The organism is Candidatus Hodgkinia cicadicola, assembly GCF_002774925.1.
In genome coordinates, this window is the sequence record NZ_CM008783.1 from 17,761 (window position 1) to 35,545 (window position 17,785).

Annotated in this window: 6 protein-coding genes, 1 tRNA gene and 2 rRNA genes; 2 read left to right on the forward strand and 7 right to left on the reverse strand. The window is 31.0% G+C overall.

What is annotated here, in order from left to right; all coding sequences use genetic code 4:
• Positions 1 to 420: 420 nt before the first annotated feature.
• Positions 421 to 491: transfer RNA gene (locus tag MAGTDC_RS01010), tRNA-His, on the reverse strand.
• Positions 492 to 508: 17 nt separating this feature from the next.
• On the reverse strand, positions 509 to 1,132 hold the full coding sequence (locus MAGTDC_RS01015; protein ID WP_192572977.1) for a hypothetical protein: 624 nt from the start codon (positions 1,130 to 1,132) through the stop codon (positions 509 to 511).
• A gap of 4,031 nt (positions 1,133 to 5,163) precedes the next feature.
• Here MAGTDC_RS01015 and MAGTDC_RS01020 point away from each other — a divergent pair.
• Positions 5,164 to 7,722: a class I tRNA ligase family protein gene (locus tag MAGTDC_RS01020; RefSeq protein ID WP_146656662.1), complete on the forward strand. Its 2,559-nt coding sequence runs from the start codon at positions 5,164 to 5,166 to the stop codon at positions 7,720 to 7,722.
• Here MAGTDC_RS01020 and MAGTDC_RS01025 read toward each other — a convergent pair.
• The 3 genes from MAGTDC_RS01025 to MAGTDC_RS01035 all read right to left on the reverse strand — a co-directional run bounded on the left by MAGTDC_RS01025 (position 7,712) and on the right by MAGTDC_RS01035 (position 11,086).
• Positions 7,712 to 8,659 (reverse strand): hypothetical protein, encoded by a 948-nt coding sequence (locus MAGTDC_RS01025; RefSeq protein ID WP_146656663.1) that lies wholly within the window; start codon positions 8,657 to 8,659, stop codon positions 7,712 to 7,714. The two genes, MAGTDC_RS01020 and MAGTDC_RS01025, sit on opposite strands and share 11 nt — an antisense overlap.
• 1,103 nt (positions 8,660 to 9,762) lie before the next feature.
• Positions 9,763 to 9,909, reverse strand: coding sequence for a PLP-dependent transferase (locus tag MAGTDC_RS01030; RefSeq protein WP_146656664.1), 147 nt, complete (start codon positions 9,907 to 9,909; stop codon positions 9,763 to 9,765).
• A gap of 739 nt (positions 9,910 to 10,648) precedes the next feature.
• Positions 10,649 to 11,086, reverse strand: coding sequence for a hypothetical protein (locus MAGTDC_RS01035; RefSeq protein ID WP_146656665.1), 438 nt, complete (start codon positions 11,084 to 11,086; stop codon positions 10,649 to 10,651).
• A gap of 889 nt (positions 11,087 to 11,975) precedes the next feature.
• Between MAGTDC_RS01035 and MAGTDC_RS01040 the strand changes: the two genes are divergently transcribed.
• Positions 11,976 to 12,278 carry a bL21 family ribosomal protein gene (locus MAGTDC_RS01040; RefSeq protein WP_146656666.1) on the forward strand — a complete coding sequence of 101 codons (303 nt, stop codon included), beginning with the start codon at positions 11,976 to 11,978 and terminating at the stop codon, positions 12,276 to 12,278.
• A 451-nt stretch (positions 12,279 to 12,729) separates the two neighbouring features.
• Here MAGTDC_RS01040 and MAGTDC_RS01045 read toward each other — a convergent pair.
• Both MAGTDC_RS01045 and MAGTDC_RS01050 read right to left on the reverse strand, forming a co-directional pair.
• Positions 12,730 to 15,439: ribosomal RNA gene (locus tag MAGTDC_RS01045) — 23S ribosomal RNA — on the reverse strand.
• Positions 15,440 to 15,768: 329 nt separating this feature from the next.
• Positions 15,769 to 17,339: ribosomal RNA gene (locus MAGTDC_RS01050) — 16S ribosomal RNA — on the reverse strand.
• The 16S and 23S rRNA genes sit together here, the layout of an rRNA operon.
• Positions 17,340 to 17,785 lie beyond the last annotated feature (446 nt).

Below are 17,785 nucleotides of genomic sequence, written 5' to 3' on the forward strand. Positions count from 1 at the left end.
TCGGAGAAATAATCCGTTATTCCTACATCTATATCTCATCATTTATTCCCTACCTTTTTTTTGTTCCAACAGTTTGTTTTCTAATTCATAAGCTATTTAATCAGATCAAACAAATTTATAAAATATTATAATCCCTAGAAGGATGAAGATCAATAGATCTTAAACCAAGAGGTCGTTTATCTTCAGTGTTTAAAAGCCATAACATTTAATGGTTATATGTTATCAGATCTAACGGTCTATATCCTTTTTTTTATAACAACTACTCTCTCATAAGCTATTATACACCCGTATTAAATAAAAAACATCAAATATCTTATTTCAATTCTTGTTATCCATTTATCCGTTTAAACATTCAGAGAAAACATTTATAATCAAAAGATGATTGGACATTAACCATGATGTAATATGTTTTAGTAATAGTACGGTTGGGCGGAATTGAATCGCCACTTCAAGAGCCACATTCTTAAACTCTACCATTAAGCTACAACCGCATTGTTTTGTATTTCTGTTATCAATTTATATCTGTTTTCCATTTCTCTATAACTAATCTTGGCATATTAACCTCAACCAACAAACGTTTCTTCATCGTTTCATACTGTTCTGTTAAATCAGTAACAACATTGACCTGATTTATATACTCTTTTACCTTGTTGTTAAGGTTATATTTTAAATTCCGTTGAAAGTTTACTTGATTTACAATCATTGTAGTACTAACACCCTTGGTTTCATGTAAACATCTAAACAATTTCTTGGTATCAAGGTTTACAATAGTTTCATTTGAATCAAATATACTCACATATAACAAATCATTGAGCTTTATCTTCATGAATTCACACTTATCAATAAATGTTTCATAGATAAACTCTCTAATCCTTGACTTAAATACCAACAGTTCGATACTATCAGTTGTTGATTTAACATATCATTTTAATATAACATCTTTTGTAATACTTTTTTTAAAACAAATACCAAGAACAACATAGTTACTAAATACTGATAGTTTTATTTTATCAATAATCACGTTCAGACTATCCAAACCTATACTCAATAACACAACGTTGTTCCACAATTTTATCTTCAATCAATCAAAATTATGATTTAAACTATTTATTTTGTTGTTATTATATTTCATGTTTTAAAGATTAAGTTGTTATAACTCTCAGTTTTAAATAACTGTTAAAAGATAAAATTAAACAAATATCGAACGTTGTATCAAAAAAATGATAACAAACAACGTTAGGTTTACAACCTCCAACCATTTATATTAGTATAATAATTATGAATTAAAGTTATTTAAAGCTACTTGATTAATACCAATCTTCAAAATATTCATCTAATTTGTCATAATACCATCAAACGTGTCAATCCCATTCTATTGGCTAATATATTTTGCCAACGTAAAATCATATCTTCGGATGTTGGCTCTAAGTCCCGATCAAACGGTCAAATGTTTGTTCCATTAACCGAAATTTCATTGATTTAACTACCATTTTTATTAACAAACATCTATATAAACTATACATCCTGTTAATATTAGTTATTAAAATCCTTTTTAATTAAAAAACAATCTAATCAGACAAATCCCGACATAACCAGTGTGATTATACCAAATATAACGACCGTTACAACGTTGTAACATTTATTTTAATGTAGATGTTAAATTTTAGGTCACTAAGGAACCAAATCATTACTGTAATTATCATAAATATCTCAATTATCTTTATTAATACTTAAAATTATAAACATTTGAAACAAATCAGGACCAATTGTATTTAACTTAAAGAAAGAACTGATCGATTATTAATTAGTCGGTATCAGACATCTATAAAAGTATTAAAATTAATACCTCGTAATAGTATTAATCTGAAATATTTAACAAAATTCAGTCACTATAATATATATTTTATCAAAAAAATCAACGACCGTTTAACATTAATTACTACATGTCATAACATTTAATTATAATCATGTAAATTTATTCTTATAAAGATAAAACATTGAACCATAAACATTGATAACCTATAATTATCCAATGCTTCACAAAATTATCTTACAATTACAACGTCCATGATATATTTGGCGTTTATACCAAACTTCACATATTAGTTCAACATTTTGTCTATTTGTTTAATAATTTTAATTGAATAAATATTATTAATACTTTGTTAAAATAATTATACATATTATTATTAGTTATAAATCATCCATCATACCAATATATGTTTAAATCTATCAAATTTATTCCAGCTTTTTTAAAAAACATCTAATATCTATACTAACAAAACTAAATATTATGACAATTAATTCATTATTTCATTGTTATAATTAGAGTAGTAAATCGACGTGAATTAAATAAACACATATAATAAATTATTCTAATTTATGTCTTTTTTTGTTTGATAATTCAATATTATGACATAATATACCAAAATTGATAACATTTTAAAAAAATCAAACATAAACATTTATAATTACTTAAAACACCTACCCCAAAAGTGTATAACTACTCATTTATATATTACCAATAAACACCATTTTTATACCTCAAATGAAAGAACCAAAACAAATATAACGGACATCGGTCAAAAATTTTGACATTGAATTGCTTATTAAGATAATCTGTTATAATTTTTAATAGATTAACCCATTAACAACGTTATTTTTTTGTTAAAAACAAATCCATCATCGGATATATATCTGTTTTATCTTATTTTTTATATTTATAACGTTTTAACCAAATATTTTCATTTATTAAACAATTATCCTCCAATTTTATCATTTATATATTACAAATTAACGCCCACTAATAAGTATAACTACCTTCTATCTATTATAGATTGTTGTACCTTTAACTAAAAATAATAATAAACATTACCAAAACATGAAACACATCCATGAACATTTAATTGAAATTCTCTAACCCTTAACATTAAAATATACATCTCTTCGTTGTATCGAGTCCAACAATATATCTTTTATTACAGAAAATAAACATTACTTTTGATATAAATTGTTTTAATTAACTACTAACCCCGAACACAACATGTTGTCACTAATCCGATTATTGTAGTAAATTATGTAAACATTACGACAAAATTATTCACTTGTTGTTTATCTTAAAATTCATATGAATTAATAACTTATCATGTTGATACTAAAATTTTAATACAAAAATAATTACAAATACCTTGACATGTTAATGTAATAAATTTTAATCAAACGTTGGATTATCTGATCAAACGCCAAAATGTCTACCTGTTGGAATTAACCATCAATTTTAGATATTTCTATAACAATTAACTAAATATTTAGTATATATATATAAAAACGTTGGAACATTGGTACATAACGATGAATAATACCACTAATAGGCCTTTAATAACAATAAAATTAACATGATAATGCCATTAGCCGCAACAAGATTGAAACATTTATGCTCAATATTAATAAGATTTATATATATATATATTTAATCTGTTGTATTGAAATAAATTTACACATTTAAATCATAAATTAACTCAATATAGGATTAGATATTTTATACCCAGAATAATAATATAAATAAGCTTATTGTTCATCAGTTAAAATGAAATCTAAGTGTTGACGTATTGTTACATTTAGAATTTATATCTACTTGTTGTTTTTATTTGAATATTATATTAGTAATTAACTTGATTAAACCTAAAAATGTTACTGATTAATTCATTTCCATACCAAACCTATGGTTTTTCTTGGAGTTTTAAACCATAATAACATGTATTTATGTTATATAAATTTGGAATAATAACTTATATTAATACCAAATAAATAATATTAATGTTAAAAAAAGTAGAAGATTAACAATTCGTTACAAATATAAAAATCTCTAAAATTAACTAGAAATTATTATGACCGTTGTAAATCCTGTATCAAAACAACGAAAAAACCAGGTAGCAGATAGATGTCTATCTTTTTTTTAAAAAATACAAACTAAATATATTAAAACGACATATTTAAAAAATAAATTCAATCAAATGTTAAAATGTAAGTTCTAAACTAACGGTCTATTGGATACAAACTAGCAATGTTTGATTTACATAAGCCTAATCTGGAATATATGTTGCCAATGTTAAACGAACTAACAAGTAAAAGCTTATTCTACGATGTGTTATTTATATTTATTTAATTTTTCTTAAAAAAGATAAGTTAATTAAACCCATTTGGGCGTTGGAGATCAAAAAAGATGATTGGTTCATTGTTGCTTGAAACGTTGTTATCAACTCTTGGACATTTGATCCGAGATATTAATCTCAATCGTTATTATTTTAAACAATATCCAATAATCTATTTAATCACAAGTATCTGTGTTGAATTAGGTCTTTTCAGTTTAATTTCAACTCATAAACTCATGAGTAGACTAAATAATCCTTATAAAATGAATCAAATCTTAATATAAGACTCTAATTTAATTCACATTACTCAATCTATACCAATATTGATAAGATTTAAAACCTACATGTTTAGTCGTTTGTCATTTCAACGTACATATAACCTACATGTGATACCATCATTTACATCTTTGTTGTGTTTACATTAACCATAACCTATTTAAAGCCAACAATCCATGAATCAGATGGATAATACTATAATTATAAACATGTTTGTTCACTTAACCTGTTGTTATTGTTCTTTTAAATACTAACATAGGTAGTAATATTATTAACACCTGACAAAATATGGTAAATTTTATATCAACATCATTGGTAGTTTTTCATATTTAACCATTAATTTTTTTTGTTCACATTTTTATGTTTATAAATTAATATCTAATCAAATAGATGCTGATAAAAGACGGATTTAACATCGTTTATTCGTTTTAACTCTATTTTTTTTTACCCTTAATTAATACTCTATGACCGTTGTTATTCCGAACAAATCATTACATGGATATTGAGTATTTCTACTCCAATCATGTAGAATTAAATCAGTTTTAATTGGAATACTTGTAACTACATCTATAAATTAAACCAACGTCCATGCACTTAATAGCTTTAAATTTAATTTAGAACTCATATTGTTTAATAACATAAACTTAAATGATCGGATTTAAAACGATACATCCATTTGTTATTGAATCTATCGATGTTTAGAAATAACTTTGATTAAAACAGACTATTAGTACAGATGTTTAATATTAACATGTTACAAAAACAAGAAAATGTTATAGATGTTAGGTATACATGTTATCAACGAAGTAATAGCGGTTGTAATTTTGTTGGAATGTTGAATAGAAAAAGGTTTAGGGTATTAGATGGGCCACCATTTGCAAACGGTGAACTTCATCTAGGTCACATGGTAAACAAAATACTGAAAGATATTTGTATCAAGGCCAATGAAGAACTTGGAAAATCTTCGAGCATCAAACACAATTGGGATTGCCATGGATTACCTATTGAACTGCAAGTAATAGCCAAAACAAAGAACAGAAGATATTTATCATTCTTATGTAAGATATATTCATTAAACTGAGCCATAACACAGGCATTGCAACACAAAATGTTTGGAATCCGTTGCTATAAATCACAGACAGTTGAGCTTTGTACTGCTCAAAAGATGATAACTGATAGAATCTATAACCTTGTTAAAACAGGAATAATAATGTTTGGTAAGAAATATTCAGCTTGATCGATAACAGATAACAGCAGCATACCAGATATCGATATTACTGATTCAATGGTTGATAGTTTTGAAGGTGAAGTATGTGGTGTAATATCTAAAAGACGACAAGTTAAGATAACATCAACACCAACGTTATTGGAATTGTTGGTTAATTTTTTTGTTCCAAGATTCAGGATGTTAGGATCAAGAATACAGGTTAGAAATTGTATGTTATGGTCATTGCCATGAGGAACATATGTTAATGTATCTGTAAATGGATTAAATTTTAAAAGATTAGAACATGGATCAATCTTGTTGTTAGAAAGAAATAAGTATGATCAATCGTGGTTATATGGACCAATACCTGCTGAAGTAATGACTACTTTTAATGTTTTCAATGTTTTTAATCAAAGAAATATGCCAATAGTTGTTGATTTTGGAACTAAAACATCAATCGTTGATGTAACAAACAAATTAAACAGGTTTGTAAGGTTAACTGGATATAAAAGAAATTTTTTGACCTACAACAACAAATATTTTAAAAAATTGACAATCGATGTTATAACTAATTGTTTGGTTGGACAAAAACATGTGATAAATAAGCTTATAGCCTGTTCGCTTATCCATAATTGTGTTGAAGTGAATAAACGGTGTCTTAGATCAACAAGATCGAATTCTTTGGTAATTAATTGTGTTAGTCCTCAATGGTATATAAAATTGGATTACAACAAAAAGATGGCAATCGAAAAGATTATTAATTATATAAGGTTTAGACCTCAATGACATAAGGAATTAATCGTTAAACTAATTTGAACTAGGGCAGATTGGATTGTATCACGTCAACGTGTTTGGGGAACACCTATTTGTTTGGTAAGAGGTAAATTTAATAAGATACTCTATGATAAAAATTTATTTTTAAGGTTATGAGATTTATTTGAGAAAGAAATGGGTTCGTATTGATCAGAAATTAAAATTTTATATGATGGATATAACAGATTCAATTGATCGAAGGTAAATGATGTCTTGGATGTATGGTTTGATGCGGGTATGGTTTATAAATTAAGGAATGGTAGATTACCTTGGGATGTTGTTATCGAAGGTGTAGATCAACATAGGGGATGATTTCAAACATTGTTAATAATCAGTACTATATTAGAGGATAAGATGCCAATAAGGTTATTGATAACACATCCGTTTGCTTTGAATATTGATTTTAAAAAGATGTCGAAATCTATTGTTGGAATTTCAGTAAATGAAATAATAAACAACGACCACAACGTTTCAAGAGGATGGGTTTCTGGCTTTGGTTTATCAGAAAACAGGATAATAGAGGGTAATTGATCATTGAAAATGGTAGAAATGTTATATAGAATAGATAATGTAATAAAATGAGCACTTAATGTTATGGAACCTGAATTTGAATTGGCTCCAGGATTGTTACGTCAGATCGACAGATTTATTTTACATAAATTAGTTATCTGAAACAACAAAATCCGTTATCTTTATGATAATTGTTTATATTATGACATATTGAACCTCATTGGAGGTATATGTAAAGATATATCCTCAGATTATTTTGAATTATCGAAACGTATACTATATTGTCAGTTTAGATACTCTGCTAAAAGAATGAATTGTTTATATGTTATAAATTGTTGGACAACACAGATATGCAAATGGCTTAATCCAATTTTACCAACACGGTATAAGAATATTTTTGATCAACTTAAGATTTATAACTGTGTTATTTGAAATTTACCATCAAATTGATTTAATTCTATGGTTGCATTGCAGTTTGAACTAATTAATGTAATAAAAGGTGTTGTTAATGAAGTATTATTTGATAAGGATTTAATAAAAAATAAACTGGTCGTAGTAACAATAATAGTAAGTGATGTCAGTAAATTAAAATTATTTAAAAACATAAGTTCCAATGATATATCTGAAAGTATTAAATTAAATATTCTTTACTCAAAGAAGATAATGGAAAGTGGAGATGTTGAGATTTGTGGTCTTGTTTGAATCAAGATCGGTGTTAAGTACCAGAACTTTTGTAACAGATGTAGAAGATTGGTTAATAGATAGATGTAAATGATTTAAGGTGGACGTTTGGTACGTGTTTTAAAGAATTAATAATAAAAATATTGAAATTAATTAATGCATAGTGGTTGTGATCGGATTTTATTTTGGTAAATGATAACAAATAATTCAAATAAATATAATTAAGCATAGAAATGTTTCTTCATTCTAAGAATAGCTCTGGTTTTGATAAGGTTTTTAATAGTTTTGTCGTTTTTAGTTGGACTTTTATCAGTAGTTCAATAAATTTAGTAGTTAACACAATTAAATTTAAATCAGTTCCAATTAGACATATATTGGATAATCTATTAACAATTAAATAATACGAATATCTCAATGAAGTGATTTTATGTTTTCTAATTTTATTAAGATGATTAATTATTAAGCCAACGAAGTGATGTTTTTTAAATTCTGATGCATTTACATCGTTGTAAATCACAATAGATCTCGAATTGAAGTGTAGATTTATGTTAAATATAAATTTATGAACATTGAGATTGAACTTTGATGTTAATGCCGATATTACTTTATAACTTCTTTCATATTTGAATATATTAGTTAAATTTTTCGATTTTATTAGCTTAGATGTTAATGTAAATTTAATAACTGATAATGTTCTAACTAATAATTTTGTTTGTTTTAAGTTGTTAAGTCTTAATACAGATCTTCCTAACGATTCTGTTCATGATATTTTTCTTAATATGATGTTATTTGTTGAATCTCTGAACAATTGATACCTTTTTCTAAGTATTTCTTTAACTTGTTTAAGTTCTAATCTTTTATTCACAACTTCTAAGCATAGAAATGTTCTTATTTTAAAGGAATAATCCATTCCATACTTCAAACGTATACATCAAGATCTAGAATCTAAACATGGTAGTGTTAAGATGTTTCTATATGTGTAGATGTTTTCAGTTGTCGGATTTATGGATTCGTTATTCACATATAGTGTTCCCCATTGTTTTTTTCACGTTTTAATCTTATCAATAGCAATTAGTTTAATAGAATAATATATCCCATCTATTAACAAGAACATCTTTTGATAATAAGTGGTCAATTTAAATGTTGATTTAGTAAAACATAGGGTTAAATGTTGGTTTTAACAGGTTTTCTTATAATAGTTAACAGTTTGATTCTATTTTAAGCAACATCCTCATGTTTTTGTTTGTTTCGGTATTAATTTAATCCAATGTTGATGTAAATGTTCGATGTTTTGTTTTATCTAGATCATTTTATCTTATGCTTTTGTTGTTAACGGTAAGTTTTATTATGTTATAACATCCAACATCGGTATTATTAACAAACTTGTGGTTCTGGTGTTTGGTTGTTTTAAATTATTATTAATATATCTTTATAATTATAATATAAGATTTATATACAATTCGATGTATTTATATTTTCATGGAAATGAGATTAATTACTGCTAATCTGTTATCCAGTTTTGTTTAATCTATTTGTTTTACACTGTTGTAACTTTTAATAACAGTTTAATAAAGGTTTTAATTTAAGTTTAACTGTTTATCTCTAAAATTTGATCGGATTTATGTTTTTTTGTTGTTAACATGTTTAAATTATATTATCAAAATCATTTATCAAGTCATTAATGTTTTCAAAGCCGATCCTATAATCTTATGATTCGGATTGTTGGTTATTCACTTGGAATGTTGTTGTTTTTTAGTATCAGCCATTGCTGTTAAGCTTTTACATCTTTTCCATAACCATTCTAATCCAATTATTTTAATACCATTGTAATAATCTCTTTATAATCTTCAGTTTTGTTGTTTTAGGAGTAAACTGATATTTATGTTATTACTTTATTTGTAATCTTTTCTTCTGGAGTTTATGATCTGAAAATTATGGTAAAATCAGACTGAACAAATGACTTGTATGACATGATGTGGTTAAATATTTACAGACCTTTAACAACGAAATTATGGTAATGATGTGATTGAACGAGGATTGGTTCTAAACTTTTAGAAAAAAAAATCAGGATGTAATTGTAACTACTACTTGTTGTTCCGATAAGACTTTCGGAGTTATTAAATGCTAATCGAAGATTTTTTTTGTTGTAAATATCGATCCGAGAACAACATCCGAACATCCTGTTATGTATTTAGTTAAATCACAAATCGATATATCGACTCCTTGTATTACTGGCTTAGATATTAAGGGTGTTGCTCATGAATTATCCATTGATATAATACACCTGCTTGAACGTTGGCTTTATGTATTTACAGATTGACCGAACATCTAATATCTCGAACTGTTCGAACACAGTGATTTCAAATAAATATAACTTGGTATTGATTCTAAGTAATGTCTATTAGACTTATATTCATCTATTGAATTGAAGAAGTCAACAATAGATACTGAATTCTGTTAAGAACATCTTACAGAAATGTTTTAAAGGACTAGAAACAAAATCCACCACCAATGTGTGATCGTTTGGCTATGAGTATACATAGAAACTATGATGTTAATACCATTAATCCCCGATATATGTTACTATTGTTTTATCGGATCGTTCCAACATGCATAATAGCAACACATAGATCTATTTGTTGTCAGCGTATCATGTGTTCCATTGGTATTTTCTTATTCTTTATCATCTCAGATGTATTCTTGAATGGAATTGTTAATCTAATTAACGAGGAATGTTGTTCATGAATCCATTATCCATATTCATCAGAATATTTTTATTTAAGTGGTACCATCAGCTAGTATTGTTATTGGTTTTTGTTTTAATTTTGGTTAAGTAATTGATTCTGTTAGTTATTTATGGGTTGTTATTAGATAAGTAGATGATTCAGATTGTTACTTCGTTGTTTTTATTGAATATGTTTATCTCCATAATTTATATCTGGATGTTGTTAATCAAAATTTATCAGACAGGTTAAACATGTTTATGTTTCTTTAACCATTTTGATCTTCGTTATTTTTTTTCATCTTTATTTTCATAGTCTTCTTCATCATTTTCATAGTAGTTCTCGTAATATTCCCGTTCATCTTCTCGTTTACATAGATTATCGAAGAGTTTGGCTAAAACGATGATGTAAAATGTTAACCACCTATAATCTGTCAATGAATATAACAGAATTGATATTGGAGTTAAGATAATTTTTATTTTTTTTCAAGTTCATCTTATTACTTTCTTTGTTTTTCGTTTTAATCTTCTTATTATACGATAGAATGGTTTTAACTTATAATTTACATACCACCAACAAACAAAAATACCATAAATCAAACGTATGAGTATATTGGTTAAACTTATCGATGTTATTCTTATAAATCACTTGCTTATAATGTTTCTAATATGTGACAGATCTTCACATCAAAGGGTGTATTCTTTTATCAGTGCAGTTCTAATCATGGAAATGTTTATCTGTATAGGATTTAACTGTTAATTTTATAAATTATTATAATCCGGAGACCAAAATCCAACGAGTAGAAGGGTGGTTGGCATGTTTAAGTGATATTTGTTGGGATGTTGTTATTTTAAATAATTAAAGCCAACGGTTACATGTTTTGTTTATAGTATTTAATAATGTAGTTATGAGTTCGATGTCGGATTGTTCTGATTTTTGACAACATGTTAAGATAACTGATATCTTAAATAAGGGGTTAATTGTTTTGCTACAACGTTTGGTCCAAATATCTTTATAGTATAAGCCATTTGGTTTATTTCAGATTTATATTAAACGTTTCGATGTTTTGGTTTTTGTTTTTTAATAGTAATTTATAGGGACAGAATTGGCCAATGAGAGCTTATGATGTTAACATGTGTGTTGGCGTTTGGTTTAATCAACCTTTGATAATGTTAGTAGTTATAAAGTATACTAATTAATAATATCAATTATGTCGATGTTGGAGATCCAAATCTTGGGGAATTAGAGGTTTAGCTTGAACATGTGTATTTGTAATTGTGTTAAAATCTGATGTTTAGATTTAAGATTAAAACATAAATTGTGTCCGTGTTGTAATGGCTCGACCAAACATCCAATGAAAACATGTCAGTTTTTGGTATTATGACAGGTGTTACCATGTAATCAACAACATGTTGACAACTTTGTTTGTTTATTGGTGTTTAGTTCTTATAAGTTATAAAAAGTAATCTTCAATCGGAAATCTGTTCGTTTCATTGATTGATAACTAGAAACAACATGGTTTAAAAGAAGGAGATGGTAGTATTAAGTTCGGATTAGTGTTGATTTTGTTTGATTAGACGTGATGTCGGAATTTGTAAAGTTATCGAAACAGCCATGTTTATCCAATTAAATAATAACCAATATAGGATATCTCGGAATATGTTAATAAGATTGAGGACTGATGGTGTTGTTAATCATAGGAACGTTGTAGTCGCAAAAGTTTTAACATTTAAATGCGGTAATGATCTGATCTATGATGATGGAAACAATTGGTTGGCTTTGGGTAAAGTAATTGGTAGTTTTGTTGATGTTGGGTGTTTGTGTTGTAAGTTTAAACGAAGAAAGGGTTATAAAAGAACATACGGATATAGAAATGTTATAACTATGGTATGTTTCACGAAGATAATAAGGTTGTAAGTAATAAACCAATGATATTTAGTTGAGATTGGTGGTTGTGGTTGGAATATTTTGTTTATGCATTGGTTGAAGAGTTTAATTGGGATCAGAACTTGTACTTGTGATAGGTAATTGTGTTCATGGATGTTGTACCGATGTGTTTGTTGGTGTGTTTGGTCTTTGATTTATTAAAAATTTAACATAAAGTAGTAGTGAATGATACAACGGAGACATGAATTTGATCCTGTGATTTATAAATCATGAATTTAATGAGATCTATCTATACCCTTCCATATGTGGAAGGTGGAATACCCACCAGTAAAACCTTCGATCCTATCATTTAACTGAAAGGACAACAAGGTGTTTAAGATTTTAACTATTCATGTTCAACATGGTAATGCGTCGTTGTTCTTAAACTAAATTACCGAAGGGCATAAGTATTTACTTCTTTCAGTTTTAGTTGTTAACAGTTTGTTTATAGTTTTCGAGATATTAGTACCAGTTAGCTGAAATATGTTACCATACTTACACATCTGGCCTATCAACGTGATAGTCTATCACTTCTCTTAATAGAATATATTTTCGGTTTAGCTTCCGGCTTAGATGCATTCAGCTGTTATCTATTCCATACTTAGCTATCCTGCCATGCCGGTTGGCAACGACAACAGGTAGACCAGAGGTATGTCCATCTCGATCCTCTCGTACTAGAGACAGGATCCGTCAATATTCTTTTTCCCACGGCAGATAGGGACCGAACTGTCTTGCGACGTTCTGAACCCAACTCACGTACCGCTTTAAATGGCGAACAGCCATACCCTTGGGACCTTGTTCAGCCCCAGGATGCGATGAGTCGACATCGAGGTGCCAAGCAACCCCGTCGATAAGAACTCTCAGGGGTTATTAGCCTGTTATCCCCGGCGTACCTTTTATCCGTTGAGCAATGTCCATTCCACTTTGATACATTGGATCACTATGACCGACTTTCGTCTCTGCTTGACATGTCTGTCTCGCAGTCTAAGCAGGCATATGCCATTGTACTCTACTGACGATTTCCAACCGTCATGAGCCTACCTTATGTACACCTCCGTTACTCTTTAGGAGGCGACCGCCCCAGTCAAACTACCCACCTTGCATTTTCTTACATCAAGATTGGCTTTCAGTAATAAAGATATTGTTTGACAACAGGATGGTGTTTCATTGACAGTTTACGTTGAGCTAACGGCCAACGGTCATCACTTACCATCTACACTGTACAATTGACCAAAGTACATCGATACAAGGTTGCAGTAAAGGTGCACGGGGTCTTTCCGTCTTGCCGCAGGTACCCCGCATCTTCACGGGGATTTCAATTTCACTGAGCTTGTGCTGGAGACAGCGGGGAAGTCGTTACGCCATTCATGCTGGTCGGAACTTACCCGACAAGGAATTTCGCTACCTTTGGACCGTTATAGTTACGGCCGCCGTTTACATGGAGTTTCATCAAAACGCTATTAACATTTTAGATTTTACTTGCCAGCACCGGGCAGGCGTCAGACTCTATACTTCATCTTACGATTTTGCAGAGTCCTGTGTTTTTGGTAAACAGTCGCTTCCCCCATTTCTATTATACCCAACCTTGGTTTCCCAAAGTCAGGTTATGTTTCTCCCGAAGTTACACATACAATTTGCCGAGTTCCTTCAGCACAATTATCTCATACACCTTAGTATACTCTACCCAACCACCTGTGTCAGTTTTTGGTACGGTCTATATCTACAAGTTGTTTCTTGTTAACAATTAAACATAAGCCAAACCAAATCCAATAAGATTTGACAGGTTTAAGTTAAGTCACTTGTTGAAGGCTCACGAATATTAACGTGAATTGCCATCGGTTATGCGCTTGCGCTTGGCCTAAGGTACCGGCTAACCCCATTCGGAACATCCTGGAATGGGAATCCTTGGTCTTTCGGTGTGAAAGATTCTTACTTTCAATTATCGTTACTCATGTCAACATTCTCGCTTCCGATGCCTCCAACAACCCTTACGGGTTGCCTTCCATGGTCTACGGAATGCTCTGCTACCGTATTGCTCGAACTGGCAATACCCTTGACTTCGGTACTGAACTTAGTCCCGTTACATTTTCGGCATGAAAATCCATCAATCAGTGAGCTGTTACGCTTTCCTTAGATGATGGCTGCTTCTGAGCCTACATCCTGATCGTCTTCGAACATTCATCACCTTTCTCACTTAGTTCAGATTTAAGGACCTCGATCGAAGGTCTGGGTTGTTTCCCTTTCCACTACGGACGTTATCGCTCGCAGTGTGATTATCAGTTAAATTCGACAACAGTATTCGAAGTTTGGTTGAATTTTATTAAAATTATTCATTTTAACGATTCATCCAGAGCTCTACCCCTGTTGGGATACGACTAACAACCTACCTACATAGGTTTCGCAGAGAACCAGCTATCTCCGAGTTTGATTGGCCTTTCACCCCTAACCACAGATCATCCCAACGTTTTGCAACACGTACGGGTTCGATCCTCCAGTCGATAAACATCAACCTTCAATCTGTCCATGGTTAGATCACTCGGTTTCGGGTTTGAAGTTACAAACTTGTTGTTTGCCCTTTGTGGACTCGCTTTCGCTTCGCCTAATTTCAATTATAAGCTTTGCTTGTAACAACAACTCGTTGACCCATTATACAAAAGGTACGTCATCAGATCTTTGGATCCTCTGACTGCTTGTTAGCATCCGGTTTCAGGATCTGTTTCACTACCCTGTTCGGGATTCTGTTTCACCTTTCCCTCACGGTACTAGTCCACTATCGGTTATGCATATATGTTTTGGCTTAGAAGGTGGTCCTCCTATCTTCGGACGAGATTGTTGTGTCTCGTTCTACTTTATTCATAATTCTGATGCCAACAAAGTGAGGACTATCACCTCTGTTGCTTGTTTTTCCAAACAATTGTTGTTCAACATCAAAATATATTAGCCAAAATCTGGTTTCACTCGCCGCTACTAACAGAATATCTAAGATATATTTTCCTACAGGTACTAAGATGTTTCAGTTCCCTGCGTCCATGACACCTTGAATCAACGTCCAAGGTCCTCAATTAGAGGTAAATAACATTTCATCACTTCCATGTTCCTGTCACTTATTATGCATACCAAGGCATCCACCGGATGCTTTCAGATACTATATTCTTTCTATTAATTTTAAAAAAAACAACAACAAGTATCAGAATAATCGTTTAATTAAGTGATTGATTAATAGTATTTGTATAGATTAAAAATATAAACATTGAGTAATCAAATTTAATAGTACTGAAATAAAATGTCTCTGGTGATCAGAGATGGATGTAACCATCAACAGGTTTTATCTTTACCAAAATCACCAACCCCACAAGAAAATGAGAAAGAATGAGGTATACTGGTTTACCCAGTAATCAAATTGTAGTACTGATTAGTACCAAATAACGAATTCTTACTACTTCAATTTCTTGAAGCACTGTAATCTTTACTAAAGACTACATTTTTTTTGTTTTCAGCCACAGGTTCCCCTACAGCTACCTTGTTACGACTTCACCTCGATCATCGATCCTACATTGGATTCTAAATCTAGAATCTTCGGATAGAACTGACTCCCATGGTGTGACGGGCAGTGTGTACAAGACCCGAGAACGTATTCACCGTGGCATGCTGATCCACGATTACTAGCGATTCCTGCTTCATGTACTCGAGTTGCAGAGTACAATCCGAACTAAGACAACTTTTTGAGATTTGCTCCACTTCACAGTATTGCGACTCTTTGTAGTTGCCATTGTAGCACGTGTGTAGCCCAGCCCATAAGGGCCATGATGACTTGTTGTAATCCTCACCTTCCTCTAACTTTTTCGTTAGCAGTCCCCATAGAGAACCACTCATTATTTGTTTTCGGCAACTATGGGTAAGGGTTCCGCTCGTTATGGAACTTAACCATACATCTCACGACACGAGCTGACAACAGCCATGCAGCACCTGTTCAAGGCATTCTTACGTTTTGTAAGTGGCATATTATTTCTAACATGTTTAGCCTAAAATGTCAAGGGCTGGTAAGGTTCTTCGTGTAGATTCGAATTAAACCACATGCTCCACCGCTTGTGCGGGTCTCCGTCAATTCCTTTGAGTTTTAACCTTGCGGTCGTAGTCCCCAGGCGGAGTGCTTAACGCGTTAGCTATACAATTAAATATAAAACGTACAACCTACGATATATCCGAAGACATATTTTCGGGATGTGTATTTATACCAGACTGTTAGCACTCATCGTTTAGGGCGTGGACTACCAGGGTATCTAATCCTGTTTGCTCCCCACGCTTTCGCACCTCAGCGTCAACTTAACCCAGTGAACCGCCTTCGCCTCTGGTACTCCTCCAAATATCAACGAATTTCACCTCTACACTTGGAATTGTGTTCACCCCTATTAAGTTCATAGTTATGCAGTATCAATACCTGTAATGAAGTTGAACTTCAAGATTTAAGTATTGACTTACAAAACCGCCTACATGCCCTTTACGCCCAATAATACCGAACAACACTCGCTCCCCTCGTATTACCGCGGCTGCTGGCACGAAGTTGGCCGGAGCTTTTATCTATTTACTATCACTATTATCATTAAATAAACAGAGTTTTACAATCCAAGGTACAATATTCTGTACCCTTTTTATAGGATCTTCGTCACTCATGCGACATGGCTGGATCAGGCTTCCGCCCATTGTCCAATATTCCTCACTGCTGCCCTCCGTAGAAGTTTGGGCCTTGTCTCAGTCCCAATGTGGCTGTCCGTCCTCCCAGACCAGCTATAGATCTTGGCCTTGGTAGGCTTTTACCCCACCAACTAGCTAATCTACCGCAAGCTCATCTTGTTCCAAAATATTTCTTTACCTGTTGCAGGAATTATACAGTATTACCTTAAGTTTCCTTAAGCTATCCCGTTGAACAAGGTAGATTCTCACGTGTTACTCACCCGTTCGCCGCTAACAACCTGTTGAGGTTGTCCGCTCGACTTGCATGTGTTAGGCCTGCCGCCAGCATTTGTTCTGAGCCAGGATCAAACTCTTAATAACTTAAGCTATAACTTTTTTGTTATAACCTAGTATACCTGTTTAACGTCTGATCTTATGTACTAACAATATAGGATTAGTTGTTTATTACTATCCCAATTGCTAATAACATAAAATCAAACGGTCAGTACTAATTATGGTTACTAATTATAAATTATTTAACCAACAGAAATACAAAAAACCAACATACACAACTGACTGGGAGATATTAATTTAATGAACAACGACCAAAAGAAAGAGTAAAAGCTAATAAATAAGAACATTTGATGTTGAAATCTCGAATATAAAATCGAAAAGTACTAAAAAAAATGTTAACCGATGTAAAATAAGTAAACATATTATTATGTTGTCAGATATGGATGGTGGATTATAATTTTGTTTCAATAGTTAATCCGACTATGGCAATAGCCTGTTGAAGATGTACGTTTGATGAACCTATTTAACTGATC